Origin of the sequence: Humitalea rosea (genome assembly GCF_003253705.1) — a bacterium.
GTDB classification, from domain to species: domain Bacteria; phylum Pseudomonadota; class Alphaproteobacteria; order Acetobacterales; family Acetobacteraceae; genus Humitalea; species Humitalea rosea.
The window spans coordinates 100,211-125,753 of the sequence record NZ_QKYU01000017.1 but is presented as its reverse complement, the minus strand read 5'-3'; the positions used below and the strand labels follow the sequence as shown (position 1 = coordinate 125,753).

Annotated in this window: 19 protein-coding genes; 9 read left to right on the top strand and 10 right to left on the bottom strand. The window is 72.1% G+C overall.

Translation table 11 applies throughout. From position 1 onward, the window contains the following. Window positions 1-210 precede the first annotated feature (210 nt). Window positions 211-651, top strand: coding sequence for a Fic/DOC family N-terminal domain-containing protein (locus tag C8P66_RS15420; protein ID WP_111399173.1), 441 nt, complete (start codon window positions 211-213; stop codon window positions 649-651). Beyond that, window positions 621-743 (top strand): hypothetical protein, encoded by a 123-nt coding sequence (locus C8P66_RS24730; protein ID WP_281271353.1) that lies wholly within the window; start codon window positions 621-623, stop codon window positions 741-743. Before C8P66_RS15420 ends, C8P66_RS24730 begins: the two co-directional genes overlap by 31 nt. 7 nt (window positions 744-750) lie before the next feature. On the opposite strand, the gene C8P66_RS15415 is transcribed toward C8P66_RS24730, so the two are convergent. Next, window positions 751-2,304: a hypothetical protein gene (locus C8P66_RS15415; RefSeq protein WP_111399172.1), complete on the bottom strand. Its 1,554-nt coding sequence runs from the start codon at window positions 2,302-2,304 to the stop codon at window positions 751-753. A 280-nt stretch (window positions 2,305-2,584) separates the two neighbouring features. Between C8P66_RS15415 and C8P66_RS15410 the strand changes: the two genes are divergently transcribed. Further along, window positions 2,585-3,286, top strand: a complete 702-nt coding sequence (locus tag C8P66_RS15410) for a DUF1194 domain-containing protein (RefSeq protein WP_245903566.1) — start codon at window positions 2,585-2,587, stop codon at window positions 3,284-3,286. Here C8P66_RS15410 and C8P66_RS15405 read toward each other — a convergent pair. From C8P66_RS15405 to C8P66_RS15395, 3 genes are all read right to left on the bottom strand, one after another. Further along, window positions 3,283-3,804 carry a hypothetical protein gene (locus tag C8P66_RS15405; RefSeq protein ID WP_111399170.1) on the bottom strand — a complete coding sequence of 174 codons (522 nt, stop codon included), beginning with the start codon at window positions 3,802-3,804 and terminating at the stop codon, window positions 3,283-3,285. The genes C8P66_RS15410 and C8P66_RS15405 overlap by 4 nt on opposite strands. Continuing rightward, on the bottom strand, window positions 3,794-4,840 hold the full coding sequence (locus C8P66_RS15400) for a Gfo/Idh/MocA family protein (protein ID WP_111399169.1): 1,047 nt from the start codon (window positions 4,838-4,840) through the stop codon (window positions 3,794-3,796). The genes C8P66_RS15405 and C8P66_RS15400 overlap by 11 nt, the downstream gene beginning before the upstream one ends. A gap of 142 nt (window positions 4,841-4,982) precedes the next feature. Continuing rightward, window positions 4,983-5,723: an inositol monophosphatase family protein gene (locus tag C8P66_RS15395; protein ID WP_158537265.1), complete on the bottom strand. Its 741-nt coding sequence runs from the start codon at window positions 5,721-5,723 to the stop codon at window positions 4,983-4,985. Window positions 5,724-5,805: 82 nt separating this feature from the next. Here C8P66_RS15395 and C8P66_RS15390 point away from each other — a divergent pair, with 82 nt between their 5' ends. From C8P66_RS15390 to C8P66_RS15365, 6 genes are read left to right on the top strand one after another with little or no spacing between them, the layout of a single operon-like run. Beyond that, on the top strand, window positions 5,806-6,597 hold the full coding sequence (locus tag C8P66_RS15390) for a 2-keto-4-pentenoate hydratase (protein ID WP_146422886.1): 792 nt from the start codon (window positions 5,806-5,808) through the stop codon (window positions 6,595-6,597). Beyond that, the gene (locus C8P66_RS15385; protein ID WP_111399166.1) at window positions 6,598-7,557 is read left to right on the top strand and encodes a phosphoglycerate dehydrogenase; all 960 of its coding nucleotides are present in this window, start codon (window positions 6,598-6,600) and stop codon (window positions 7,555-7,557) included. A gap of 36 nt (window positions 7,558-7,593) precedes the next feature. Beyond that, window positions 7,594-8,262: an acylneuraminate cytidylyltransferase family protein gene (locus C8P66_RS15380; RefSeq protein ID WP_211314163.1), complete on the top strand. Its 669-nt coding sequence runs from the start codon at window positions 7,594-7,596 to the stop codon at window positions 8,260-8,262. Between the two features lie 25 nt (window positions 8,263-8,287). Beyond that, window positions 8,288-9,460: a sulfotransferase gene (locus tag C8P66_RS15375; protein ID WP_158537264.1), complete on the top strand. Its 1,173-nt coding sequence runs from the start codon at window positions 8,288-8,290 to the stop codon at window positions 9,458-9,460. A 51-nt stretch (window positions 9,461-9,511) separates the two neighbouring features. After that, complete coding sequence (locus C8P66_RS15370) at window positions 9,512-10,252, top strand: hypothetical protein (RefSeq protein ID WP_111399163.1); 741 nt, start codon at window positions 9,512-9,514, stop codon at window positions 10,250-10,252. 40 nt (window positions 10,253-10,292) lie between these two features. Next, window positions 10,293-13,613, top strand: a complete 3,321-nt coding sequence (locus C8P66_RS15365) for a glycosyltransferase (RefSeq protein WP_111399162.1) — start codon at window positions 10,293-10,295, stop codon at window positions 13,611-13,613. 9 nt (window positions 13,614-13,622) lie between these two features. Here C8P66_RS15365 and coaA read toward each other — a convergent pair whose 3' ends face one another. The 6 genes from coaA to C8P66_RS15335 form a co-directional block, all read right to left on the bottom strand. Beyond that, window positions 13,623-14,573, bottom strand: a complete 951-nt coding sequence (coaA, locus tag C8P66_RS15360) for a type I pantothenate kinase (RefSeq protein ID WP_211314162.1) — start codon at window positions 14,571-14,573, stop codon at window positions 13,623-13,625. A gap of 104 nt (window positions 14,574-14,677) precedes the next feature. Continuing rightward, window positions 14,678-19,720, bottom strand: coding sequence for a glycosyltransferase (locus C8P66_RS15355; RefSeq protein ID WP_111399160.1), 5,043 nt, complete (start codon window positions 19,718-19,720; stop codon window positions 14,678-14,680). Between the two features lie 40 nt (window positions 19,721-19,760). Next, complete coding sequence (locus C8P66_RS15350) at window positions 19,761-22,301, bottom strand: glycosyltransferase (RefSeq protein ID WP_111399159.1); 2,541 nt, start codon at window positions 22,299-22,301, stop codon at window positions 19,761-19,763. 122 nt (window positions 22,302-22,423) lie between these two features. Further along, window positions 22,424-23,308, bottom strand: a complete 885-nt coding sequence (locus C8P66_RS15345; protein ID WP_111399158.1) for a polysaccharide deacetylase family protein — start codon at window positions 23,306-23,308, stop codon at window positions 22,424-22,426. Beyond that, on the bottom strand, window positions 23,308-24,750 hold the full coding sequence (locus tag C8P66_RS15340) for an FAD/NAD(P)-binding protein (RefSeq protein WP_111399157.1): 1,443 nt from the start codon (window positions 24,748-24,750) through the stop codon (window positions 23,308-23,310). Before C8P66_RS15340 ends, C8P66_RS15345 begins: the two co-directional genes overlap by 1 nt. 61 nt (window positions 24,751-24,811) lie before the next feature. After that, window positions 24,812-25,537, bottom strand: a complete 726-nt coding sequence (locus C8P66_RS15335; protein WP_111399156.1) for a M48 family metallopeptidase — start codon at window positions 25,535-25,537, stop codon at window positions 24,812-24,814. Between the last annotated feature and the right edge of the window lie 6 nt (window positions 25,538-25,543).

Sequence of the window (25,543 nt, the reverse complement as noted above, 5' to 3'; positions counted from 1 at the left end):
TCTGACGATCCGCTCCACGCATCATACCGCCCCCAATCCACAGAATCAGCGAATCAGATCAACACCGGTTTGAACAGCCGAATTTCCGCAACCTGTTAGGTGATGAACGTCAGATCTTTCGCTATTCGGCTTGTGAAAAGTGACTCACGTGTTCTCTTTTCACAAACTCCAATGGCACGTTAGGGTCCAGGGCACTGAATCGAGCCCGCCATGTCGCCCTGCATCCCGGACGCGTTGCCGCTCACGAGTCTGAACTGGCGCGTCCTGCTGCCTCTCATCGGCAGGGCCAACGCCGCCTTGGCCCGCTACGACGGCATGTTGCAGACCCTGCCCAATCCGGCCGTGCTGCTGTCGCCGATCACCGTCAACGAAGCGGTCTTGTCCTCCCGGATCGAAGGCACGCAGGCGACCCTGGATGAGGTCCTGGAGTTCGACGCCGGCCTCGGCGCCGCTGAGGCCCGGCGGGGCGATATCGAGGAAGTCTCCAACTACCGCCTCGCGGTCCGCGAGGCCGAGCAGGCGCTGGGTGAGCGCCCCCTCTCGCTGTCCCTGATCAAGGCCGTCCACCAACGGCTCATGCAAGGGGTGCGCGGCCGCGACAAGGAGCCCGGGGCAACGCCATGCTGCGCCAGCTCGAAGCCGAGGGGCTGATTTCCCGCATCCGGGAGGGAACCGGCCGCATTCCCTCCGTCTACGCCATGCCCCGCCTCATCAACATCACCGAGGGCCGGTCGATCCTTTGAGGCGGCGTTACGGAATGCGGCGGTAGAGCTCGAAGCCGATGTAGCGCGCCACCGGCGCGTAATGCGAAAACCCGGCCGCGAAATCCGGGTTCCGGCGGAAATAGGCCAGCAGGTCGAACCTGGAATTGCCGCAGGACGGGATGTCCGGGCGCAGCGCCACCAGGATCGCATCCGGCGGATCGACCAGCAGATCGGTGCCGACCGAACGCCAGACGAAGCGCTCTGACGGCTCCATCCAGCGGTCGTCGCGGTAGCGCGGGACGTTGCGGCCGAAGGCGCCCTCCGGGCAGCCGCGGGTATAGGCGACCCGCAGCGGCCAGAGGTCCACGGTCCGCAGCGTGCTGCGCGCCCCGGCATATTGCAGCCCGGGGTGGATCGGCCAGATCGAGGTCGCCAGCACCAGCACCCGCGCCCCCGGCGCGCCCAGCTCCCGTTGCAGGAAGGCGCCCATCCGGTCCTCGGGCTGGGAGCCGAAGCCGAGCTGCGGCCAGGGGGCCGCGCCCACCGCCGACATATGCACCAGCACCGCCATCGCCGCCGCCAGCCCGACCCGCTGGGACATCTCCGGCCGCAGCCAGATCATGCGGTCGAGCAGCCGCGCCCCGGTGATGGCGATGGCGCCCAGCGCGAAGAGCTCGATCGGCAGGATATGGTAGGACCAGCCCTTCTGCTGGACGATCGCCGAGCCCGCCGCCCCCACCGCCGCCAGGGTGAAGCAGCGCGCGAGCGCCCCCGACCCCGGCCCCGCCGCCAGCCAGACCGCGATCACCATCAGCAGAAGCGCGGTGCCGAAGCGTGGCTCGGAGAGCAGCACGCGCATCGACGGCGCGGCATAGGCGAGATAGGCATCGCCGAACACGCCCAGCACGATCGTCACGTAATCGCTGAAGAACACCGGGATGGAGGCGAGATAGACCGCCCAGACCGCCGCCATGATCCAGGGCACCGGGTCGCGCAGCGCGGCGCGGCGCGCGGGCACGCCCTGCATCCAGGCGCGGGCGAGCAGCAGCGCCTCGATCGCCAGCGGCACCGCCAGGAAATGCGGCTTCAGCGCGAAGCCGATCGCCGCCAGCACCGCCGTCCCCCAGGCCAGGCGCCCGGCGACCGGCGGCCCATCCAGCCGGCGCGCCGCCAGGATGAGGTAGGGCAGTGCCGTGAGCGTCATCATCTGCTCGCGCTGGCCGAAGTCATACCCCCCGGCGAAGAGCAGCAGCGGCAACACGGCATCCAGGGTCGCGGCCTCGGCCGGCCCCTCCGCCATCCCGGTCCGCAGCCGCCGCATCAGCCGGATCGACAGCCAGCACAGCCCGAGCAGGCAGATCTTGAAGGCCGGGATCACCGGGATCGGCGTCCATTTCGCGATCGCCGCCGGCAGCAGGTTCAGCACGAAGATCAGCGGCGGATTCACATCCACCACATCCCGGTAGAGCGCCTCCCCCAGCAACCAGCGCTGCGCCACGTCCAGGATCACCGCCGCATCGTGATTGGCCGGCGGCAGCAGCACGAAGACCAGCATGGCGAGCGCGGGCAGCAGCGTCGCCCAGGCGGGCAGCGCGGGCACCAGGGGATGGGCCAGCCCGAGCCGCCTGGGCGGCTCGGCTTGCTCAAGCGGTCTCGATTCGTGGAGGGGTAACGACATTTACGGCGATCTAGCACCAGCCCCGGCCAATGCTCCATCCCCGTCCGATGGGCAGGGGTTTGGCGCCTGCGGCACAAGATTACGTTTTTGCTTGCATCCCGCCCCGGCAAAGCAGTGCGATCGCGGGAGGGAGGGGCCCATGCGTCGTCGTGCTTTGCTTGCCAGTTCCTTTTTGGCCAGTTCCTTTTTGGCCAGTTCCTTTTTGGCCGGACCGATCCTGATGGCCGCCGCCGGGCGGGCAGCGCGCGCCGAGGAGCCCGTGGATGTCGCCCTGGTCCTGGCCGTGGATGTCTCCCGCTCGATCGATGAGGACGAAGCCCGGCTGCAGCGGGAAGGCTACCGCCAGGCGGTGAGCGACCCGGTCGTGGTCCGGGCGATCCAGACCGGGATGATGGGGGCGATCGGGCTCTGCTACATCGAATGGGCCGGGATCGAGTACCAGCGCGTCATCGTCCCCTGGTCGCGCATTGGTGACCAGGCGGATGCCGATGCCTGGGCGGCGACCCTGGCGCAGACCCCGCGCAGTTCCCTCTCCTGGACCAGCCTGTCGGGCGCGCTGCGCGCCGGCCGCGCCGCCTTGGCCGAATGCCCCTTCGAGGCGACGCGGCGGGTGATCGATGTCTCGGGCGATGGGGTGAACAACAGCGGCCCGCCGGCGGAGCCCGAGCGCGACCGGCTGGTGGCGGAGGGCGTGACCATCAACGGCCTGCCCATCATCAACGACCGCCCCACCTTCGGCCGCCAGCCGCCGATGCCGCTGGACCTGTACTACCAGGATGCCGTGATCGGCGGGGTCGGCGCCTTCATGATCGTGGCCGAGGATTTCGAATCCTTCGGCGTCGCGGTGAAACGCAAGCTGATCCGGGAGATCGCGGGGCTGGAGGCACCGGCGCGGCTGGGTTAGCCCGCCGCCGGCGGCATCACCGCCAGGACCAGCAGACGTAGCATCTGGCCCCGCGCCGCCTCGGCCGAGCCGGCGAGGCGGGCGACCAGCGCCTCCCGCGCCGCGAAGCTGGTCAGCCGCGCGCCATCGATGGCCTGGGTCTCGGGATCGGCCGGGCGGCCGAGCAGGAGGCGAAAGGCCGCATCCACGAAGGCCTCGGCCGGCAGGTCGTGGGGAATTGCCCCCGCATAGCGGAACGGCGCCGCCGCATCGGCCTCAGGCCGCAGGTACAGGCGCCATTCCAACCCGCCGGAGGCACCCGGCTGGCGCCAGATGCGGGCGGCGCCGCGCAGCACGGGGGCCGAGGCGAAGACCGCGGGCAACAGGCTGGGCGGGCGACCGCCCGGATCGGGGGGCGGCGCCACCCGGCCGGCCAGCGCCTGCTCCACCATCACCGCCCGCAGACGGGTCCGCAGCCCCAAGGCCAGCATCGCCAGCCCATCCGGGCCGGGGTCAGCGGTATGGGCCTCAGCGGTCATGCCCCACGACCTGGAGCTGCTCGTGAAGGTTCGGCGCCAGGGTGTGCCCATGCGCGTAGATGCGGTCCACCAGCTCCATCACCTGCAACGCATGCTTGGAATTGCCCTGCGTCACCGGCATGCCGAGCGAGACGGCGTCCATGAAATGCTCGGCCTCCCGCGCCCAGGAGGTGTCGATGGCGAAGTGCATCCGCTCCTCGGTGTCGAAATTCGCGGCCGGGGCGGTGGCGCGGTTCTTGGCGATGGTGAGTTCTTCCTCGCCATAGGTGCCGGAGGAGGTCTTGAGCCCGTTGAGCACGCAATACCCGCGCTCCATGAACACCTCCAGCGAGAACAGGTGGCGCCATTGGGTCATGGTGGAGTGGAAGGAGACCTCGATCCCGGTCTCCTCGTTCCGCATCATCGCGAAGACGTTGTCCTCGATGCCGGGGATGTTCCAGTAACGGCTGGAGACATAGGCATGGACATCGTCGAAGGGGACGCCAGCGATGTGCAGGAACAGGTCCAGCATGTGGATGCCCTGGTCGAGCAGGATGCCGCCGCCGGCGCGCTCGCGATCGGCGCGCCAGGTCTTCAGGTAGTCGCCGTCCACGCTCTTGCCGTAGCGGCCGCGCATCCAGATCACGCGACCATAGCTGCCGCTGTCGATGATCTGCTTCATCTTCACCACGGCGCCATGGTGGCGATGGTTGAAGCCGTACATCAGGACCTTACCGGATTCCCGCTCGGCCTCGATGATGTCGAGCACGTCGGCGGCGGTGAAGGCGGGCGGCTTTTCGCAGAAGACGTGCTTGCCGGCCTTGAGGGCGGCGATCGTCAGCGGCTTGTTCACATCATTGGTGGCGCAGACGAAGACGATGTTGATCTTCGGATCGTCGATGATCTCCTGCGCCGTGGCGGCGACCGCATAGGGTCCGTCCGGCGGCATGTGGGGATCATACACCTTTGTGACAGTGGCGCGGCCGTCATCGCGGAGCGCTTCCGCCCGGATCTGGCCCATCTTGCCAAACCCGATGATGCCTACGGTATGGGCCATATGTGCGACTCCAGTGATCGAATTAAAAACGGGCACGAAAAAGCCGGACGAACCGGGTCTTACCCCGCCCCCCGTCAGCCGTGCCTCCGGTCAGGTCGCCGAACAATCGGCCCGGTTGGGTCCGGGTCGGGCGCCCACAAGCCTAGCGTTCCACAAACACGTTTACTGCAAATTGCGAAATTGCCTCGCACACAATCCTGCGCGCGCCCGCCCCCTCGGCCAGGGCGAGGCCGGCGGCGACATCCCACCACATGATCCCGTTTTCGGTGTAGCCATCCAGGCGGCCGGCGGCGACCCAGGCGAGCGACAGGGCGGCCGCGCCCAGCATCCGCATCTTGGTCCAGTCCGCCGTCAGCGCCCCGAGGCGGCCGAGCGTATCCGCCACATCCGCCTGCGAGGGGAAGCCGGTGGCGAGCATCTGCCGCGCCGGCGCCGGCTGCACCACCAGATGGCCGTTCAGGCTCAGGCCAAGCCCGGCCCCGCCGGCGAAGAGTTCGTCACGCTCGGGATCGTAGATCGCGCCGAACACCGCCTGGCGCCCGCGGCAGAGCGCGAGGGAGACGCCATAGAGCGGCACGCCGCGAAAATAATTGAAGGAACCGTCGAGCGGATCGAGCACCCAATGCAGCTCATCCGGTTCCGGCGCCCGGCCGGACCAGCCGGCCTCCTCGCCGAGGATCGGGAGGTCGCCATGCTCGACCAGGAAGGCGCGGATGATCGCCTCCGAGCCCGCATCGGCGGCGAGCTTGATATCGCGGCCCAGTTGGGAGACCGCCACGGCGCCGCCCTGCTTCTGTTCCAGCAGAAAACCACGGGTGAGGCGAACCGCCTCGCAAGCAGTTGTTGCAAGTTCCTGAAGGTTCGCGGACTTGACCAAAGTCACAGGCGGCCCCTCAAGTTGCTGCACTGCACACACTTTACAGAGCGTCACGCCGCATGGCAATGATGCCGACGACAGGGAATGGGTGCGAACAGTGACTTACGACCATCCTTTGGCAGCACGCATCGCGGCAGCATTTGACACCGTCGATGTGGTCTCGCCCGAACCGGGAGAAATCCCGACCGATCTCGCCGGATCCGAACGCATCGTCGATGCCATCGCCGCGAAGCTTGGCCCGATCGGGGCCTTCAAGCTCGGCGCCACCATCGCCCAGGTCCGCGCGACGCTGGGCCTGCCGAAGCAGTTCTTCGGCCCGATCCCGCAGTCGCGCATCTTCCCCGATGGCGGCGACGTGCCGGCCGTCGTGGCCCGCCAGCGCGGCGTGGAAAGCGAATATGCCTTCCGCCTTGGCCGTGACCTGACCGCCGCGGATGCGGATCTGGACCTGCCGGGCCTGATCGCCGCCATCGCCAGCGTGCATCCCTCGATCGAGGTGCCGGGCTCGCGCTTCTCCGGCCTCGGCGCGCATGGCGGCTTCGGGCTGGTCGCCGATACCGGCGCGGTCGGCTCGCTGGTGGTCGGGCCGGGCTCGCCGCTCGGCGATCCGGCGCGGCTGACCGATGCGCCCGTGATCCTGGAGATCGAGGGGCAGGACCCTGTCCCCGGTGGCGGCGCGGTGATCGATGGCGGACCGATCGGCCCGCTGCTCGCCTTCGTGAAGACCGCGCTGGCGCGGGGCTATGCGCTGAAGGCCGGCCAGTACATCGTCTCCGGCAGCTGCACCGGCTATGTCGATGTGCCGCTCGGCAAGCGCGTCACCGCACGCTTCCCGGCGCTGGATGCCGCGGTGACGATGCGCTTCACGGATGCCGCATGAATGGCGGAGACAACGCGGGTCGCGGTGCTGTCGCGATCGTTCTCCCGTCATCCGATCCTGCGCGGCGAGCTGGCCGCGCTCTATCCTTCCGCCAGCTTCAACGACACCGGGCGCACCCTCGCGGGCGATGAGCTGATCGGTTTCCTGGCCGGGCATGACCGGGCCGTGGTGGCGCTGGAACGCATCACCGACGAGGTGCTGGCAGCGCTGCCGGATCTGAAGATCATCAGCAAGTATGGCGTCGGGCTCGACAACGTCGATCTGCGCGCGGCCGCGAAGCGCGGCGTGCTGGTCGGCTGGAGCGGCGGCGTGAACCGCCGCTCGGTCGCCGAACTCGCCATCTGCTTCCTCATCGCCGCCCTGCGCGGCGTCAGCGTCTCGCAGTCGGAAATCCGCGCCGGCACCTGGCGGCAATACCCCGGCCGGCAGATCACGGAAGTTACCGTCGGCCTGCTCGGCTGCGGCCATGTCGGGCGGGAACTCGGGCGGATGCTGCGCGCCCTCGGCGTGCGCGTGCTGGCGCATGACATCCGCGATATCGGCGCCTTCTGCGCCGAGACCGGGGTGGAGAGCGTCACGCTCGATGCGCTCGTCGCGCGTTCCGATGCGCTGTCGCTGCATGTCCCCTTCACGCCCGATACCGCGAACGTCATCGATGCCACCCGCCTCGCCGCGATGCCGAAAGGTGCCGTGCTGCTCAACACCGCCCGTGGCGGCCTCGTGGATGAGGATGCGCTGAAGGCCGCCTTGCAGAGCGGGCAGATCGCCTGCGCCTGCTTCGACGTCTTCGCCTCCGAGCCGCCGCAGGATCAGGAATTGCTGAACCTGCCGAACTTCCTGGCCACCGCGCATATCGGCGGCAGCGCCAATGCCGCGGTGGTCGCGATGGGCCGGGCCGCGATCCAGGGCCTGACCCAGGCGACCGACCCGCTCTCCTTCCTCGCCCCCTGGGCTCCCTGAAGCGACCCCCCCTGAAGCGACCGCTGAGAGGCAACCGTGACCAACATAGCGATGATCCCCGCGCGCATGGGCAGCCAGCGGCTGAAGCAGAAGAACCTGCTGCCCCTGCAAGGCGTCCCCCTGCTCGCCCATGCCGTCCGCAAATGCATCGCGGCCGGCGTGTTCGATGAGGTCTGGGTCAATTCGGAACACGACACCTTCGGCGAGATCGCCGTGGCCGAGGGCGCGAAATTCCACAAGCGCCCCGCGGAGCTTGCCAACAACGTCGCCACCAGCGAGCAGTTCGTCGCCGAATTCCTGGAAAAGCACCCCTGCGACCGGCTGTTCCAGGTGCATTCCATCGCCCCGCTGCTGACGGTGCCCGAAATCACCCGCTTCGTGCAGGAGATGGTCGCGGGCGACTACGACGTGATGCTCAGCGTGGTGGATGAGCCGCTGGAAGCCTTCTGCCGTGGCGAGCCGGTGAATTTCACCCTCACCGAGAAGACCAATTCGCAGGACCTCCCGCCGGTGCGCCGCGTCACCTGGTCGGTGACCGGCTGGCGCAGCGAGACCTACCTCGGTGCCGCCCATGCCGGGCAATGCGCGACCTATGCGGGCAAGGTGGGGTTGAGCAGCCTCAACCGCCTCGCCGGCCATGTCATCAAGACCGCCGAGGATCTCGAACTGGCCGAGGCGCTCTACCCTCTCGTCCACGGCAAGTAACTTGGCAGAACAGGGCGGGATTCTCATGCAAAGCCCTGTTCTCCTCATCGCCGGCCCCGCGCGCTCGGGCCTCACCAGCCTCGCCGCCGCCTTCGCCGCGGCGCTGGGGATGCCGCAGCGCGATGCCACCGCCGAACTGGCACGGGTCGCGCTGGTCGCCGACGCCGGGCAGCGGCAGGCGCGGCGCTATGCCGAACTCGGCCTGCCGGCCCCGGCGACCATCAGCCCCGCCCTGGCCCAGGCGCTGCTGGACGATCTGCTGGCCGGCGCCGCGCCGGGCGGCGGCCAGCTTCTGCGCGCGGCCGAATGGCTGCCGGAGGCGGCGATCCTGCCCGCGCTGCGGGTCGTGCTGCCGCATCTGCCCCAGGCGCGCGTCGTGCTGCTGCATCGCAATGGGGTCGATACCATCGCCAGCCGCATGCGGGCGCGGCCGGGGATGGATTTCGTGCAGCATTGCCTCTCCTGGGCCGGCGCGATGGAGGCCGCGGAGGCGCTGGCCGCCGCCTGCCCGGCCCAGGTGACGCTGCTGGGGTTGGAGGAGGTGCTGGCCCATCCCGATGCCGCCCTCGGCCGGGTCGCCGCCTTCCTCGGGCTCGGCATGCCCTTGCGCGACCGGCTGCGGGCCGAGCTTGGGCGCGGCGCGCTGGGCCGCGACGGGCTGGACCCGGCGGCGGCCGGGCCGGGCCTGACCGAAATCGCCTGGAGCACCCCGGAGAAGGAGCTGTTCGTGGCCCTCTGCGGCGGCGCGATGCAGATCGGCGGCTATGCCCTCGGGGATGCCGCCGCCCGCCTCCGCCGCGCGCCGTTGCGCCTGGCGGAGATGACCGAGGCCGGGATGCTCCGCAGCGAGGGCCTGGCCGCGAGTTGGCCGGACCGCGAGACGCTGCGCCTGAACTGCACCGGCACCGGACCCGCCATACTGGTCTGCGCCGGAATCGCCCCGGCGGGGCGGATGCGCCTGACCGGGCGGCTGCGGGGGCATGCGGCCGGGCTTGCCCTGCGCCTGGACGTGGTCGGCACGCTGTCTCGCCAAATGGTGATGTCGCGGGATTTTGCACTTTCCGGCAGCGAATCGGCCGATCTCGATGTTACCTTCTCGGCTGTGCCGGAGATGATCGATCTGGTCGTGAGCGTGGTGCCGCCGCATGAGGCTCCCATGGGGGCGGATCTGTGCGACATCAGGCTTTCGCTGGGCTGAGGCTGGGCAGACGCGCGTCAGGAGGGGGAGTCGCCAATGTCGAACCAGTCGTTGAGTGATACCGCGACCGCCCTGGCCGCCGCGCTGTCGCGCCGTATCGACCTGCGCGACGCCGATCCCGCCGGGCTGCCGGCCGATCAGGCGCTGCAGCGCCGCGTGCTGAACAGCTACGCCCAGGAACTGGCCGGGATGAAGCCGGAGGAGGGCGTGCTGTGGATGCTGCGCCGCCTCTCGATGCTGGAGGCGCGGCTGCTCACCGTCCAGGCCGCGCAATGGCAGGGGGCGACGGTGCTGCCCTACCCGGCCCCGGTGGAACCGGCCCCGGAGCCCGCCATCGCCCCGGTGGTGGCCGAGGAGATCGTGCTGCCGACGCAGATGACGCTGAACCTTGACGAACAGCTCAGGCGCGAAGGCTTCCTGCGGCCGGAGAAGGCGAGTTCCGGCGACAGCTTCTGCTGGATCGGGCCGACCCCCAAGGCCGCGATCTACCTGCCCCGGCTGCGGACGCCGGTGGAGATCCGCCTGCTCGTCCTCTCGACGCTGGTCCCGGATGCGCTGGAGCAGGTCCAGCTCGCGCTGGACGGCGGCGCCTGGACCACGGTGCGGGTGGAACGGCAGGGGCGCATCACCACGCTGATCGCCGCCCCGCCGCCCGGGCAGGATGGCGGCGCCGCGACCATGCGGCTGGATATCGATGCCATCCGCACCGCCTCCCCCGCCTCCATCAATGGCGGGGACGACCGGCGGCAATTGTCGATCGCAATATGGCGGGTCGAACTCGTCTCGATCTGAGCCGGCAGGCGCCGCGCCCCGCCCGTCCGGCGGGGAACAGATGATCTCGCCCGCAGCCCGCCTGCTCGTCCTGGCCCCCGAGGCGGGTGACCACCGGGCGCGGGCGTTCTGCCTCGGCGCCCCGGCGGGCTGGCAGGTCACGCTGCTGACCCCCCTGCCCGGCCAGCGCCCCACCGCCACCGAAACCCGGGACGGGGAGATCCGCGAGCTTCGCATCGGGGTGGAGATCCCGCCCGAGGGGCGGCTCGCCGCCGCCGGCATCGCGGGCGATGCCATGCTGTTCGGCCTGGCCGCCGCCGCCGCCCGTCCGGGCCCGCTGCGCCGCCAGGCCGAGGCGCTGGCCGATGCCGCCGATCTGGTGCTGCACCTCTCGCCCTGGTCCGCCAGCCTGCTCGCCCGCCCGCCCGCCGAGATCTACGCCCCGCGCGGCCTGATGCTGGCCGCGGCGCTGGCGGGGCTCCAGGGCGACCGGCTCGGCGAGGCCTGGGAGCGGATCTGGCAGTTGGAGGCGGCCCTATGCGGTCGCGCGCGGCTGGTGCTCGCGCCCGGCGCGGCGGCGGCGGCAGGGCTCGGCCTGCTCTTTGACCTGCCCCCGGCGCGGCTGCGCGATGCGGCCCTGGGGCTGCGCGCCGAGGATGCGGCCCTGCCCCCGCCGCTGCCGGCGGGGCGGCGCCTCTGCCTCGCGGTCAACGACTACGCGATCGGCGGCGGGCGCAGCGGCGGCGCCATCCGCAGCCGCGCCATGCTGGATGGGCTGGGGCGGGACACGCTGCTGCTCACCCTCGGCGACCAGCCCGCCGTCACGCCGCTGGCGCCGCGGCTGCTGGAGGTGGTGGTGCCGCGTGGCGCCGCCCAGCGCGTCGCCATGGCCGATCTGCGCGCCTTGGCCCCGGCACCGATGGAGGATGTCCTGGCCGCCGCCCATGTCGGGGGCGATGCGGCCCTGCGCCGCCTGCTCGCCAGCTTGGCGCCACGGGCCGAGGCGCTGGTCTTCGAGCAATGCTACATGGCGCCGCTGCTCACGCCGCTGCGCCGCGCCGCCGGCCCGGTGCCGGTGATCTACCACGCGCACAACCTCGAAGCGGCGCTGAAGCGCGACCTGCTCGGCGCGCATCCCCTCGCCGCGGTCGCCGTGGAGGCCGCGGGCGGGCTTGAGCGAGAGCTGGCCCTGGCCGCCGATCTGGTGCTGTGTTGCAGCGAGGAGGATGCGGCGGCCCTGCGCGCCCTGGGCGGCCAGGCCCAGGTGCTGATGGTGCCGCATGACGCCTTGCTGGACGACGGCCCGCCCGAGATGCCCGCGCCCGAGGGCCCGCCGCGCATCGGCTTCATCGGCTCCCCCCACCCGCCCAATCGCGACGCGGCGCGGTTCATCCGCGATGTGCTGGCGCCCGCCTTGCCCAATGCGGTCTTCGAGATCGTCGGCGGCGTCTGCGACAGCCTGCCCCCCGGCGGCCCGCCCAATCTGCGGCTGCATGGGGTCCTGGCGCCGGAGGCGATGCGCGCCGTGCTCGGCGGCTGGCGGATCGCGCTGAACCCGGTCGCGCACGGCGGCGGCTCCAGCGTGAAGCTCGCGGATTACCTCGCCCAGGGCCTGCCGGTGGTGAGCACGCCGCATGGCGCGCGGGGCAGCATGATCGCGGCGGCCGGGGCCGGGATCCTCGCCGAGCGCGAGGCCTTCGTGCCGGTCCTGGCGGCGCTGCTGGAGGCCCCGGCGCGCCGCGACACGCTGGCGGCGGCGGCCCGCGCCTGGTGGGCCTCGCCCGCCCGGACCGCCCCGCTGCGTCTGGCGCAGGAGGCGTTGGCCGCGCTGCTGGCGGTCGCCCCCCCGCCGCGCCCGCCGCGCCATCTGCTGGTGCTGGGCAGCGCCGCCACCGAGGCCGAGGCCGCCGTCCTGGCCGGCACGCTGGACGGGCTGCGGCCCGGCTTCGACGCGGTGGATGTGCTGCTGCCCGCCGATCTGCCGCCGGGGCTGGAGGCCATGCTCTGCGCCGCCGCCACGCGCAGCCTGCGCCTGCCGTCCGGCCCCCCGCCGCCGCCCGTGCCCCCGCGCCAGATGCTGGTCGCGCGGGAGGAGGCGGCGATCCTGCGCGGCTTTGTCCCCGGCCTCGCCGGGGCCGCGCCGCTCGGGCTCAGCGGGCTGCTCCCGCCGGATGCGGCCGAGGGCCGTGGCCTCGCCCCCGGCTTCGCCCTGCTGCTGCCGCCCGGCACCGGCTGGGTGCAGCTTGCCTTCGCCGCCCCGGCGCCGCTGCGGCTGCGCCTCGCCGTGGCGGCGCAGGACTTCGGCCTCCTCGACCTGCCCGGCACGGGGCGGGTGCTGGAGCTGGAGCTGCGGCCCGGCCCGCCCGGCGCGCCGCTGCTGCTCCAGGGCGAGGTCTTCGCCGCCGATGGCACGGCGCCGGCCACGGGGCTGCGCCTGCGGCGGCTGGTCTGCGGTGCTGCCGGCGGCGGCCCGATCCGGGCCATGCCGCTCGACACCGACGCGACCCGCCTCACGCGGGCCGCGTCGCCGGAGGCCTGGCTGGCCGCCGCCCGCCAGGTGGCGGCGGCGCGGGGCGAGGCGGAGCGCCGCCTGCTGCGCGGCGCCCCCGCCCCCACCGCTTTGGCGCCCTGGCTGGCGGAGAGCCTCGGCCGCTACGTCGCCGTGCTGGTGCCGCTGGAGGCGGGCGCGCTCGCCGCCATGCTGCTGGACCCCGCGCGATCGCCGCGGCCGCGCCGGCTTGGCCTGACCCTGGCGGCCGATGCCGGGGGCGGCATCCTGCCGGAAGCCGAGGCGAGCCTGCTCGCCCATACCGATCGCGCGCTGCTGGCCCGGCCGGGGCCCTGGCCGGTGGCGCGGGGCGGGGTGCTGCGCGGCTTCGCGGCGCTGCGGCAGGAGGCGGCCTCGGCCCGGCATCTGGCGGCGGCGCGGGCCGCGCTGGGGCTGGAACGGCCCTGGCTGCTGGCCGCGCATCTGACCGGCGGCATGCCGGCGGGGCAGGCGCTGCACGCGCTGGCGGCGGCGGCGGGGGTGGATCTGGTGCTGGCGGGCGATGGCCAGGCGCTGCGGATCGCGCCCTCCGGCCGGACGCAATCCGCGCCCATCGCCTTCGCCGCCTTGCTCTGTGCGGCGGCCCCCGTGTGCCTCGGGCTATGGCTGCCCGACCCGGTGGCGGATGAGCGCGCGCTGATCGCCCTGGCCTGGTCGGTGGGGGTGCCGGTCGCGGCCGATGCCGGCAATCCCTTCGCCCGCGATGCGCTCGGGGCGGATGCGGAGGGGCCGGCGCGGCTGCTGGCCGATGCCGGGCTGCGGGCGCGGCTGGTGCAGGCGGGGCAGGCCCGGCTCGCGGCCTGGGAACAGGCCCATGCGACCTGGGCGGATTAGGCTGGGCGGTCAGGTCCGCCGCAGCCGGACTTCCTCCACCGCATGGGTCTGGCCCATGCGGATCACCAGCCGCGCCCGGTCCCGCGTCGGCTGCACGTTGAGCAACAGGTTGGGCAGGTTGATCTCCTGCCAGATGCCCTTGGCGACGGTCCTCGCTTCCTCGACCGGCAGGTCCTTGTAGTGGTGGAAGTAGGAGGCCGGGCGCTCGAACGCGGTCTTTTGCAGCAGCAGGAAGCGATCGACATACCAACGCTCGATATCGACCGGGTCGGCATCGAGGTAGATCGAGAAGTCGAAGAAATCGGAGGCGACGATCGAGGCGCCGGGCACCGTCTGCAGGACATTGAGCCCCTCGAAGATCAGCACATCCGGCCGGTCGACGATCTGGAACCGGCCGGGCACCACATTATAGGTCTCGTGCGAATAGACCGGGACCTGGAGGTTCGGCTCGCCCGCCTTCATCGACGCCAGGAAGGCCAGCATCCGCCGCAGGTCATAGGTTTCGGGGAAGCCCTTGCGCCGCATCAGGCCGCGCTCCTCCAGGAACCGGGTCGGGTGCAGGAAGCCGTCGGTGGTGACGAGTTCGACGCGCGGATGGTCGGGCCAGCGCGACAGCGTCGCCTGCAACACGCGGGCGAAGGTGCTCTTGCCGACCGCGACGCTGCCCGCGACGCCGATGACAAACGGCGTCGCCGCCGCCGGGCGGCCGAGGAAGGCGCTCTCCACCACGCTGCCGAGGTTGCGCGCCGCGGTGACATGCAGGTTCAGCAGGCGCGACACCGGCAGGTAGACCTCGGCCACATCGGCCAGCGAGACGGGTTCGTTCAAGCCCCGCAGGCTCGTCAGATCGGCATCGGACAGCAGCAACGGCGTATTGGCGCGCAAGGCGGACCACTGCTGCCGGTTGAACACATGATAGGGCGTCACCTGGCGCCGGGCCTCCGTCTGCTGGTCTGCCAAGGACGAAGGGATCACCGGCGACGGCCCAGCAGCACCTCCAAGCCAAGGGCCCAGAGCTTTGATCGAAACAGCGCCGGGCTGTCCACCCCCCCCGCGCCGCGCCGTCAGAGGCACGACACGGTCAGCCCCATCACCGTGACGGGCTGTGCCGCCTCGGCCACCGTCACGCTGATCCGCGCCGGGACATAGCCGTCGCGGGACGCCAGGATGGCGCCTGTCTGCAGGCTGTGGATGCGCCGCGCGCCATCCAGCACATGCTCGGCCAGCCCGTCGTTCAGCCCCAGGAGTATCCGCACCGGGCCGGTCACGCCGGCGGCCAGGGCGAGGTCCAGCGTCAGCACCACCGCCTGCGCCGCCTCGGCCGGGAGCGCGAGATGCAGCCACGCCTCACCCCCGGCGAGGCTGAGCGTCCCATCCGCCCCGACCTGCCAGCCGTCATGGGAGGCGGCGCTGAGCCGCGCCGCATCGAGCGGCAGATACGCGCCAAGGCCGAGCCCGCTCGGGCGCAGCGCGCGCCAGCGCGCGGCCTCCTCCCCACGCCCCAGCCCCGCCAGCGTCTGCTCCACCGCGCCCAGCAACAGGTCGTGGTGCGGCGCCAGCAGCGCGCCCTGGGTCAGGCACGGCAGGGCGGCGTCGCGCATCTCCAGGGCCAGCAGGCCCAGGCCAGCGAGCAGGTAGCCCTCGGCCTCGGTCGGGCGCTGGCCGATGACGACGCTGGCTTGCAGCACCGCCGCCCAGGGCTGGCCATGCTCCAGCGCGAAGCGGGCCGCCTTGGCCGCCGCGGCCGGGTCGCCGGGGCGTTCGCGCGCGGCGCGCTCCACGAGGCTCCAGCCCAGCTCGGCCTGCCCGGCGTCGGCGAGCTGGGTGCCCAGATCGAACAGCGGCATCGCCGGCTCGTCTGGCGGGGGCGGCGGGGGCGGCGGGGCCGTGTGGGCCGGCAACGGCCAGCCCATCGCGGCATCGAGCGCGCGATACACCGCCTCGGCCGAGAACCGCTCGCCCGCGACCTCCAGCGCGCCGGCCCGCAGCCGCAGCCAGTCCGCCTCCTCCGTCAGCAGGCGGATGCAGGCCGCGGCGAAGCCGGGCCCATCGCTGGCGACCAGGGCGAAGCGTGCCGCCATATCCTCCAGCCCATCCAGCGCCGCCGGCAGGCACACCGATGGCAGGCCGAGGCAGACGCCCTCGACCGTCTTGATCTTCAGCCCGGTGCCGGCGACGCAGGGGTTGATCGACAGGCTGGCGCCGCCGCACAGCGCGATCATCGCCTCCCGGTCCAGCTCCCCGGTCACCTGGATGTTCGGCAGCCGTGGGTTCCACCGGGTGCCGACCTTGCCGCAGACGACGAGCCGCACGTCGGGCACCGCCGCCACGATCGGGCCCCAGCACTCATCGAGGAACCAGTCCATGCCGGCGACATTCATCGGATTGCCGCTGCCGTAGAAGATCATCGTGCGGCGCGCGAATCCCGTCTCGGGCACGATCGCCGGCGCCATCTCCTTGGCCGCATCGTATTCGCAGAGCACCACCCTGTTGGTGATGCCGAGCCCGCGGAAATACGTGGCCTCGCTGCTGGAGATCGCGACCACCACCGCCCCCGGCACCGCATCCAGCACCCCGGCCTCCACGTCGGGCAGGCAGGCGCGGTAGCTGGTGTCGAGCTTCTGCCCGGCGAAGTCGCGCGGCAGGCGCGACAGCGCGTCATGCGTGATGATCGACACCGGCGGCAAGGGCGCGATCCGCGCCAGCTCCTCCACCACGCGGACCATGTGCGTGTAATTGCACATGATGGTGTCGTAGCGATGGGCGGCGAAGAGGTCGCGGGCCAGTTCCACGGTGGCGTCGCGCACGATGAAGCCGGGGTGGAAGTGGTCGGCGGCCGCCGCGAGCGTCTCGGCCAGCGCCGCATCCTGCGGCGGGCCGGCGGCCAGGGCGGCGGCGGCGGCCTTCACCGCCCCGCGCTGGCGCACCGCCTCGCAGTCCTCCCAGCGCGGGAAGGGCACGGAGAGGATCCGCACCCGATCGCCGAATTCGCGGATCGCCTCGAAGCTTTCGAGCCAGCCTTGCAGCACCACATCGACATCGAAGCCGAGATCGAGCAGGTGCCGGATCAGGTTGCGGGTGACCACGCGGTTGCCCTGGGTGGCCGGCATCGGCGGCACCAGGGTCAGGAACAGCGCGCGCGGCCGCGCCGCCGCGCGCGGGGCCGGCACCGCGCGCAGCACCTGGCCCTGTGCCCGCAGGCTCGATTGCAGGTCCAGATGGAGCGGATCGCTGTGGCTGTAGCCCGCATCGGGATGCAGGAAGGGCGCGCGCAGCCCATCCGGCACATCGGCCGGCTCGACGATGAAGACCACCGCCGGGTCGCCATGGTGCTGCGGGTCCAGCGCGCGATCGACGGTGACCTCGGTCCCATCCCCGGCGGCGGCGGCATGCAGCACCCGCGTCATCGCGCCATCCGCGAGCCGCAGCGCCATGCCGCGCGCGAGCAGCGGCGCCGCGGAGGGATGCAGCAGCATGCGGCCATGCCCGGCCGCGGCATCGGCGTGGAAGATGCCGCGCGGCCAGCCCTCCGCCTCCCGCGCCAGGGATAGCGGCAGCGCGCCGGGCTGCCCCGACCGGTCCGGCGTCAGCACCGTCACCAGCCGCGGGGCGCCATCGGCCATGGGGCGGATCACGTCGTCGACCTCGATCCGGGCATCGCGGCCATGGGGCGTGATCGCGGTCACGATACGCAGCCCGCTGGCGGGGAAGCGCAGCCGGGTGCCCAGCGCGATGCCGTGCTTCTCGACCATCGCCGTCTTGAGGAAGAAGACGCGGCGGAAGCGGCCGTCATCGACGTTCCAGACCCCGCGCAGCCAGAGCGCGTCGGAATGGTCGTGCAGTTGAAACCCCGGCCGCGCGGCGTCCAGCTCCGGGTCCCCGGCGGCGTGCAGCGCGATGCGGGCGGGGTGGCCGTTCCCCGCCGCCAGCACCGGCCCGTTCAGCACCAGCACCAGGCCGCCGCCACGCGGCTCGGTCCTGGTCACGCGCCGGGCGACGCCCGTGGCGAACCGCAGCACCACGCCCGGCGCCACGGCGGCCAGGGCATCCCCCTTGGCCACCAGCACCGCGCCCAGGCGCCCGCGATCGCCGCGATGGGCGACGCCACGGGTCCAGACCGCGTCGGAGACATCCTGGATGTCCAGCATGCCAAGCTGCTGGCGGAGCGGAGCCCTCAGCGGCCGGGCGACCGGCGCCGTGAGCCGCGCCGCGGCGGCGGGCAGCATCGGCCTGGCCGACGCCGCCCCGGTCCCGAGCACGACATCCGGCGCGAAATGCGACACCGCCGCCAGCGGCCAGCGCACCAGCAGATCGATCGCCACGCCATCGGCGAAGCACAGCAGCCGGGCGGCCCGCGGATCGGGTGCGGCGCCCTCCGGCAGGCTGAAGCGGAATTCGCAGCGGGCGGAGGGATAGCCCGGGTTCTTCGCCAGCACGTCCCGCCGCTCGGTCAGGCTGTCGCAGGCGTACCAGACGACGCCATCGGGGCTGAACATCACCTCGGACAGCGGCGCGCTGGCAAGCACCCAGCCGCGGATCACGCGGCGTTCGCCTTTGATGGCGTTCTCGCTGATGCCGCAGAGCACCGGGCGGCCGGCGGCCGCGGGCGACACACGATCGACCTGGAATTCCAGCGGCTCGCCCCAGGGCTGCCCGTCGCGCCAGGCGGTGATGGCGATCCGCTTGCCCAGGATGCCGCTTGGGGCGACGATATGCAGCTCCACCGGCGTCACCTCGCCGGCCGGCGCCCCGCCCCGCCAGACCAACGGCAAGGCCGGGCCGCCAGGATTGACGGCCACCATCTCGTCCAGACCGTCCCGCACATAGCCGCGCGCGCTGACCAGCACCTCCCCGGCGGTGGTGCGCACCGCGGAGAGCACATGCGCCGGCAGCGGCGGCAGGGCGGCGTCGCGATCCACCAGCGCCGCCGCGCGCGGCGCGGTCCGCGCCCAGGGGCCAAGGGCCACGCGCCAGCGACGGGGGGCCAGCGGTTCGACGGTATCCGCGCTGCGGAGCAGCACATCGCCGAGCAGCGGCGCCGCGGCCGTGAAATCGGCGAAGGGCGCCACGGCCGCGCGCAGCGCCTCGCGCCGCTCCGGCATGGCCAGCGCGCGGGCGAGGGCGGCGGAGAAGCCCGCCATGCTGTCATCCTCGGCGAAATGCGCGATGCCGCCGACCGTCTCGCGCAGCACCGGCAGCGGGAAGCAGACGCTTTCGGTGCCGGCGAAGGCGGCCTCCACCGGCGGGTAGCCGAAGCCCTCGAAGCGCGAGGGGAACAGCACCGCCTGCGCCACCGTCAGCAGGCGGAACTTGTGGACGTCGGAGATGCGCGACAGCACCTCCAGCCGCGCGCCCGGCGCCGTGGCCAGATGCGCGCGGATCGTGGCCTCGAACTCGGGCGGCACCTCGCGCCCCGCGACCAGGCGCAGCACCCGCCCGGCGAAGAGCGCGGGGTCGATCCGCGTCAGCTCGTTCGAGCCCTTGTGCCCGTCCTGCGGCCGGACGAAGGCAAGCAGGCTGCCATCCTTCGGCATGCCGTCGAAGCGGTGGGCGGCGGCGGAATTGACCGGCGGCGACCAGACCTCGAAGCGCAGCCGCCCTTGGGCCGCGTGGTAGTAGTCGCGTGCATGGCGATCGGAGGTGCGCGCGCTGGACAGCACCACGCCGCCGTCGAGGCAGATCCGGCGCCAATAGTCCCAGATCAGCGGATCGCGCGGCACCGGCGCGCCCTGGTTGAACCAGTTCGCGGATTCGAAGTTGAGCAGCGCCACGCGGGCGCCGGCGCCGGCCGCGAAATCGAGGCAGTTCTCGTAGAAGTCAGGCAGGAACACGCCGGTCGGCACCACGATCACCCAGTCGAACCGCCCGCCGGGCAGGCCCGCGAGGAAATCGGCGCTGCGGTGGATGGTGACGCCGTGCGGCGCCCCAGGCGGAACCAGCGGCTCCATATCCGCGACGAAGCTCGGGATGTGATCGGTGACGAGATGCGCCTCGCCCCCCGCCGCGGCCACGGCATAGGCGAGCATCGCGCTGTGGTAGCGCCCGCCGGAATAATTCCGCGGATCATTGGTGCCGATCACCGCGACACGCAGCGGCAGAGGGGACATCGGCGGTTTTTCCCGCAACACTGCGTCTCGGGGCATCGCGTCAGCTACCTGCCACGGCTGCATCGAATTCCTCACGCGCGAACATCTCCAGCCGCCCGCCCCGGCTGGCGTTCCGCACGAAGCCGTCCTCGGCCTCCATCACCCGCCGGGCGATGTGGAAGCCGGCGCCGATGTCGCGCAGGCTGGGCGGGCACCAGGGCCGCCCGCCGCGATAATCGGCGATGAAGTGGTTGCCCTCGCCGGAGGCGATGCGGAACGGGTCATTGGCAAAGGTCTTCTCGAAGCGGAACTCGAAGTCGGCGCCGTAGATGTAGAAGTTCCGCACCCCCATCAGATAGCCGAGCTGCATCGCGACATAGAGCGACGAGCCGCCGGGGGAGACCAGATGATCCGCCCGCCGCGAGAAGACCGAGGGGTAGATCGCGGCCTGGCGCACCCAGATGTAGCCGCCGAGCAGCTCCGGCGCATGCTCATCCGCGACGAAGACGGTGCCGCCGGAGCGGTCGACGATCTCCTGGCCGAAATCCTCGATCATCTGGCGGTCGCCGCTGACGGTGTAGCTTGCGCGCAGCTTCGTGCGGTCATGCGCGAGGTGGAAGCGGTTGAAGCAGAAGGTCAGCTTGCCGGCCAGCGCGTCCAGATCCTCGATCCGCACGCTGGGGCCATTGCCGACCAGCCAGGCCGTCTCCCCGGCGTGGCGGCCGGCCAGCGCGCGCAGCCGGGCGCTGGAGGGCGGCCGCGGCGCGGTCCAGAGGAAGGGCTGTGTCAGGCTCTGGCCGATGCCATCCGCCGGGGTCACGCTGACCGCCGGGGTCGCCTGGGTGATGTCGAGCCTGGCCTGGAAGATGCGCGGGAGTCCGCCAGCGCCGACCTCGTCGAGACTCAGCGGTTCCGGCAGCACGGCGGGGTCCGGGTCCATGGTCCAGCCGAGCAGGGTCACGCCCTCGACGCCCGGCTCCAGGCTCAGCAGCCCCGCGCGTTCCTCCGGGATCACCGCCGGCACGGGATGGCGCAGCACGGGGCGGCCCCAGGCATGGATCTGGATCGCCAGCGCCTCCGGCGCGACATCGGCGGGCAGCACCGCATTCGCCTCCACCAGCACGTAGCCGCGGCGGCGCGGCTTCAGGGTGACGAAGGCATTGGGCAGGTCGGGCGCGCCCTCCGCGTCGAACTCCGCCGTCAGCGCCTCGAACCCCGCGCTCAGCCGCAGCAGGAAGCTCCAGCTCAGCAGGCGGGTATGCGGGTTGAAGGAGATCGCATCGTCGGTGACTCTGGCGCCGATGTTCGCGGCGAAGCAGGCGGCACCCGGTGCCGCGGCACCAAGGCCAAGGTCGCGCAGCGCGGCGCCGACGATGCGCACCAGCGCCTCGTGCGAATACGTGTCGCGGGCGAATTCCCAGCCTTTCAGCGCCATCGCCTGGGCGCGGTCGCGGTCGTTCAGCAAGGCCTCGATCTGTTCGGGGAAGGCATGCAGGTCGGGCTCGACGATGGCATGCACGCCGCTCTCGACCTCGATCCCCTCGATCCCCACCGGCGTCGAGAGCACCGGGCGGGCCATCGACAACGCCTCCAGGATCTTGAGCCTGGTGCCGCCGCCGAGGGTCAGCGCGATGGGCACGAGGAAGGCCTGCTCGACATAGGGGCCGACCTGCGGCACCTCGCCCGTGACCTCGACGGAGGGATAGGCGCCCGCGGCCTCCCGCAGCACCGCATTGGTGCGGCCGACGATCCGCATGCGGTGCTCGACGCCGCGCCGGTCCAGGCCCCGCGAGACCTCCATCAGCCGCAGCGCGGCATCCTCATTCGGGTAGTAGGAGGCCTGGCCGACGAAGACGAGGTCGCGCGTCTGCGGCAGCGGCGTCGGCATGCCGATGTCGAAGACGTTCGGCACCACGCGGATCGGCACCTCCGGCGCCAGCGCGGCGAAGCGCGCGGCATCGGCGCGGGAACAGACCCAAAGCTGGTCGGCATGGCGCACGAAGCCGCGTTCGGCCGCGGCGAAGGCGGTGGCGGCGGCCGAGAACCAGCGCTGCCGCGCTTCATCCGGCACCAGGGCCGCGATCGTGCCATAGAGGTCGCTGTCGTAATTATACGGCCCCACCACCACCGGCACGCCGAGCGCGCGGGCATAGGGGGCGATCGCGCCCATCGCCGCATCGTTCAGCACGATGAGGTCCGGGCGCAGCCGGCGCAGATGGATCAGCAGCCGCTCGATGCGGTTCGGGTTCAGGCAGTGCCGGGTCAGCGCCGCCTCATCGGCCAGCGCGGCCCAGACCTCCTCGGGCAGGTCGCCGGCGCCGAGGGCCTCCCACAGGCCGGGCATGTGCGAGGGCAGGCCGCCGTCCCGCAGGCTGCGCTGCAAGGCCTTCGTGTGGTAGCGGCGGCGCGGCATGATGACGGCGCCGGCATGGCGGGCCTGGCTGCGGGGCATCGGGTCGCCCGCATCGCCGATGATGATCGGCACCACCTCGGCATAGGCCGACATGGCCCGCCACAGATGATGCGCCCGGATACGCCCGCCCCGGTTCGGCGGCAGGATCGCATCCGAGGAGACATAGGCGATGCGCGGGCGTGCCCTCATCCAGTCAGCTCCAGTTCACTCGCCCGGAAAATCCGCGCCGGGCCGCCGGGAAGAGGACGCCGGAGCCACGTCTGCCAACGCTGCGCCGCAACCTATCAGGCACCCATCGCCGCGTGTAGCCCTCAGGCCACAGGCGCTTCCAGCACGGCCCGCGCATGGCTGGCGATCTCCCGCGGCCGGCAGAGCCAGACCTGCTCCCGCGCCGCATCCAGCCGCGCCAGCACGCGGCGCAGATGCCGCAGCCGGAATGGCCAGCCGACCAGGAAGGGATGCAGCGAGAGGTTGAACACCAGCGGCCGGCGCGCCGAGAGCCGCAGCATCTCCTCGAACTGGTCCAGCACCGTATCGGCCCAGACCGAGGGCGGCCATTTGGCGCCATGCAGCGCCGGCAGGTCGTTGTTCGGCCGCGCATAGGGCACCGCGACCAGGCTGCGGCCCGACCGGGTCGCGAGCAGGGTCGGCTGGTCGTCATGCGCCCAGTCCATGACGTAATCGAAGCCCGCCTCGGCCAGCAGGTCGGGGGTGGCATGGGTTTCGGCGACCCAGGGGCTCAGCCAGCCACGCGGCGCGCGGCCTTCCTCGCGCGCGATGCGCTCACGGCAGGCCAGGATCATCGCCGCCTCCTCCGGCTCGGCCATGCCGGACTGGCGCTCGGCATTGCTGCGGCCATGGCCCACCACCTCATCGCCCCGCACGCGGAAGGCCTCGGCGACGGGGGCGCAAAGGTCGTAGATCGCGGTGTTCAGCAGTGCGGCGGTGGGCAGGCGGTGCTCGTCCAGCGCCTCCAGCAGGTTCCAGACGCCGACGCGATTGCCCCAGTCGCGCCAGGAGAAGTTGAGCACATCCGGCTCCGGCAGCGGATTGGCCAGCGGCACGCCGAGCCCCTCGGCGAAGGGAAACACCTCCAGGTTCACCGAGATATGCACCGCGAGCCGCCGGCCTCCCGGCCAGTCCCAGACCGGGCGCTGCACGATGGCGGAATAGGGGTAGCGGCCATGCTGCCGCATCAGGCGGCGCCGATGCTTAGTTCGGCATGGGTATCGGCACAAAACCGCGCCCAGTCGCCGTCCTGCTGGTCCAGGAACAGGCGGCGCTTCACCCCTTCCACCACCCTCGGCACCACGTATTTCATCCCGCTGACCGAGGCCGCGATGGGCCCGAGGCTCAGCCCCGCGCCGCCCATCACCATCATCACCCGATCGAGCCAAGGGCCGGCGCCGGGCTCCCGCTCGACGAAGCCTGCATGGCGGCCGAGGTAGGGGTTGGCGCCCATGCGGGCATTTCGCAGCGCTTCGGGCGGGGTGTAGCGGTCGCGCCAGCATGCCGCCGCGGCGACCACGGCCGCATATTCGGGCATGTCGTGCAGCGTCGCATGCATCCCGGTCGCCACCACCACGCGGTCGAAGGCAAAGCGCCGCCCGGCCCCGCGCACCACCACCTCCTGCCCGTTCCAGGAGACATCCTCCCACGGGCTGCCGGGCTGGATGCGAAACCCCGGCTGCGCCATCGCCTTGTCATAGGTCGGCTGCGGCGGCGGCTGGCCGATCACGCCCAGCCGGTGGACATAGGCCCATTTGATGGCATCCGGCAGCTCGGCGTACTGGCCCAGGAACCCCGCGGTCTCCATCCAGCGGCGCGGGTTGTTCAGCGGCAGGCTTTCGCGGCGCAGGCAGAGGTCCACGCTGGCCGCCCCCGCCTGCAAGGCCACGGTGGAAAGATCAAAGGCAGTCGCCCCGGCGCCCAGCACGCCGACCCGCTCGCCCTTCAGCATGCCCACGTCGAAGACGTCATTGGCATGCAGCGCCCGCCCCGCCGGCAGGCCGCCGCCGATCGCCGCCGGGATCGGATGGCCATGGGCGCCGGACGAGCCCGCCGCCAGCACGCAGGAACGGACGAAAATCTCGCGCGGCCCAGCATCGGTGGCGAAGCCGAGGCGCAGCATCTCACCCCCCGCGACCGGCTCCAGCGCGGCCAGCCGCCAGCCGTTGCGTACCGGCAGCTCCAGCACGCGGCGATACCAGCGCAGATAGTCCATCCAGGCCTCGCGCGGGATGCGGAACATCGCCTCCCAACCGGCCTCGCCGTGCTGCGCCTCCCACCAGGCGCGGAAGCCGAGGCCGGGCAGGCCAAGCTCGGGGCCGGTCAGATGCTTCGGCGTGCGCAGCATGGTCATGCGGGCGAAGGTGGCCCAGGGCCCCTCGAACCCCTCCGCCGCCATGTCGAAGACCGCGATGCGCCGCACCTGCTCCCGCCGCAATCCCGCGGCGATGGTCAGCCCGTATTGCCCGCCGCCGATGATGGCGCAGTCCAGCGCCTCCGTCCCATCCGGCGCCCGGCGCGGCTCGACCCAGGGGGCGGCGGGATAGGCGAGGGCCTCCATCTCCCGCCGGGCCTGGTCGGCCAGGCGCGCCAGCGGGTCCGGGGAAGATGAGGCGAATGGGGCTGGCATGGCTGACCTTTTGGCGCGGTGCCTGCGGTCAAGCGATCCCCGTGCCAGCCGGGGTTCGCCCTCAGACCCCGACCCGCAGCAGCCCCGGGCCATGGCGCTTCAGCCAGGTCTCGGCCACAGCGCGATGCGGCGACATCTCGGTCAGCAGCGCCCAGAAATCGGGGCCATGGTTCATGTGGCGCAGATGCGCGACCTCATGCGCCGCGACGTAGTCGAGCACCCAATCCGGCGCCAGCACCAGCCGCCAGGAGAAGGCGAGCGTGCGATCCGGCGCGCAGGAGCCCCAGCGGCTGCGGGTGTCCTTCAGCCGGATCGTGCGCGGGGCGACGCCGATGCGCGCGGCGTGATGCGCGACCCGCTGCGACAGCCGCCGCCCGGCCTCGGCCCGGCAGAAATCCGCGACCCGGCGCGGCAGGAATTCGGCGGCCCCGGTCACCACCAGGGTCTGGCCATGCAGGAAGGCGCCGCCGCGTTCCTCCGGCGCATGGATGATCAGATGCGGCAGCCCGCCGATCGGCACGACGCCGCCCGGCTCGAAGGGCTGCGCCGGGGCCAGGGCGCGCAGCCGCTGGGTGATCCAGCGCGCATGCGCCTGCAGCAGCGTGAGCCCGGATTTGCGGCTGCCGCGCGGCGGCAGGGTGATCAGCACCGCGCCCTCCGCCGCGTCGATGCGCAGGGACACCCGGCGCGCCCGCACGCTGCGTTGCCAGACCACCGCCACCTGCTCCGGCGGGGCGAGCGGGTCGGGCAGCAGGCTCAATGTTTCGCGCAGCAGCGGTTCGGCCATGGAATG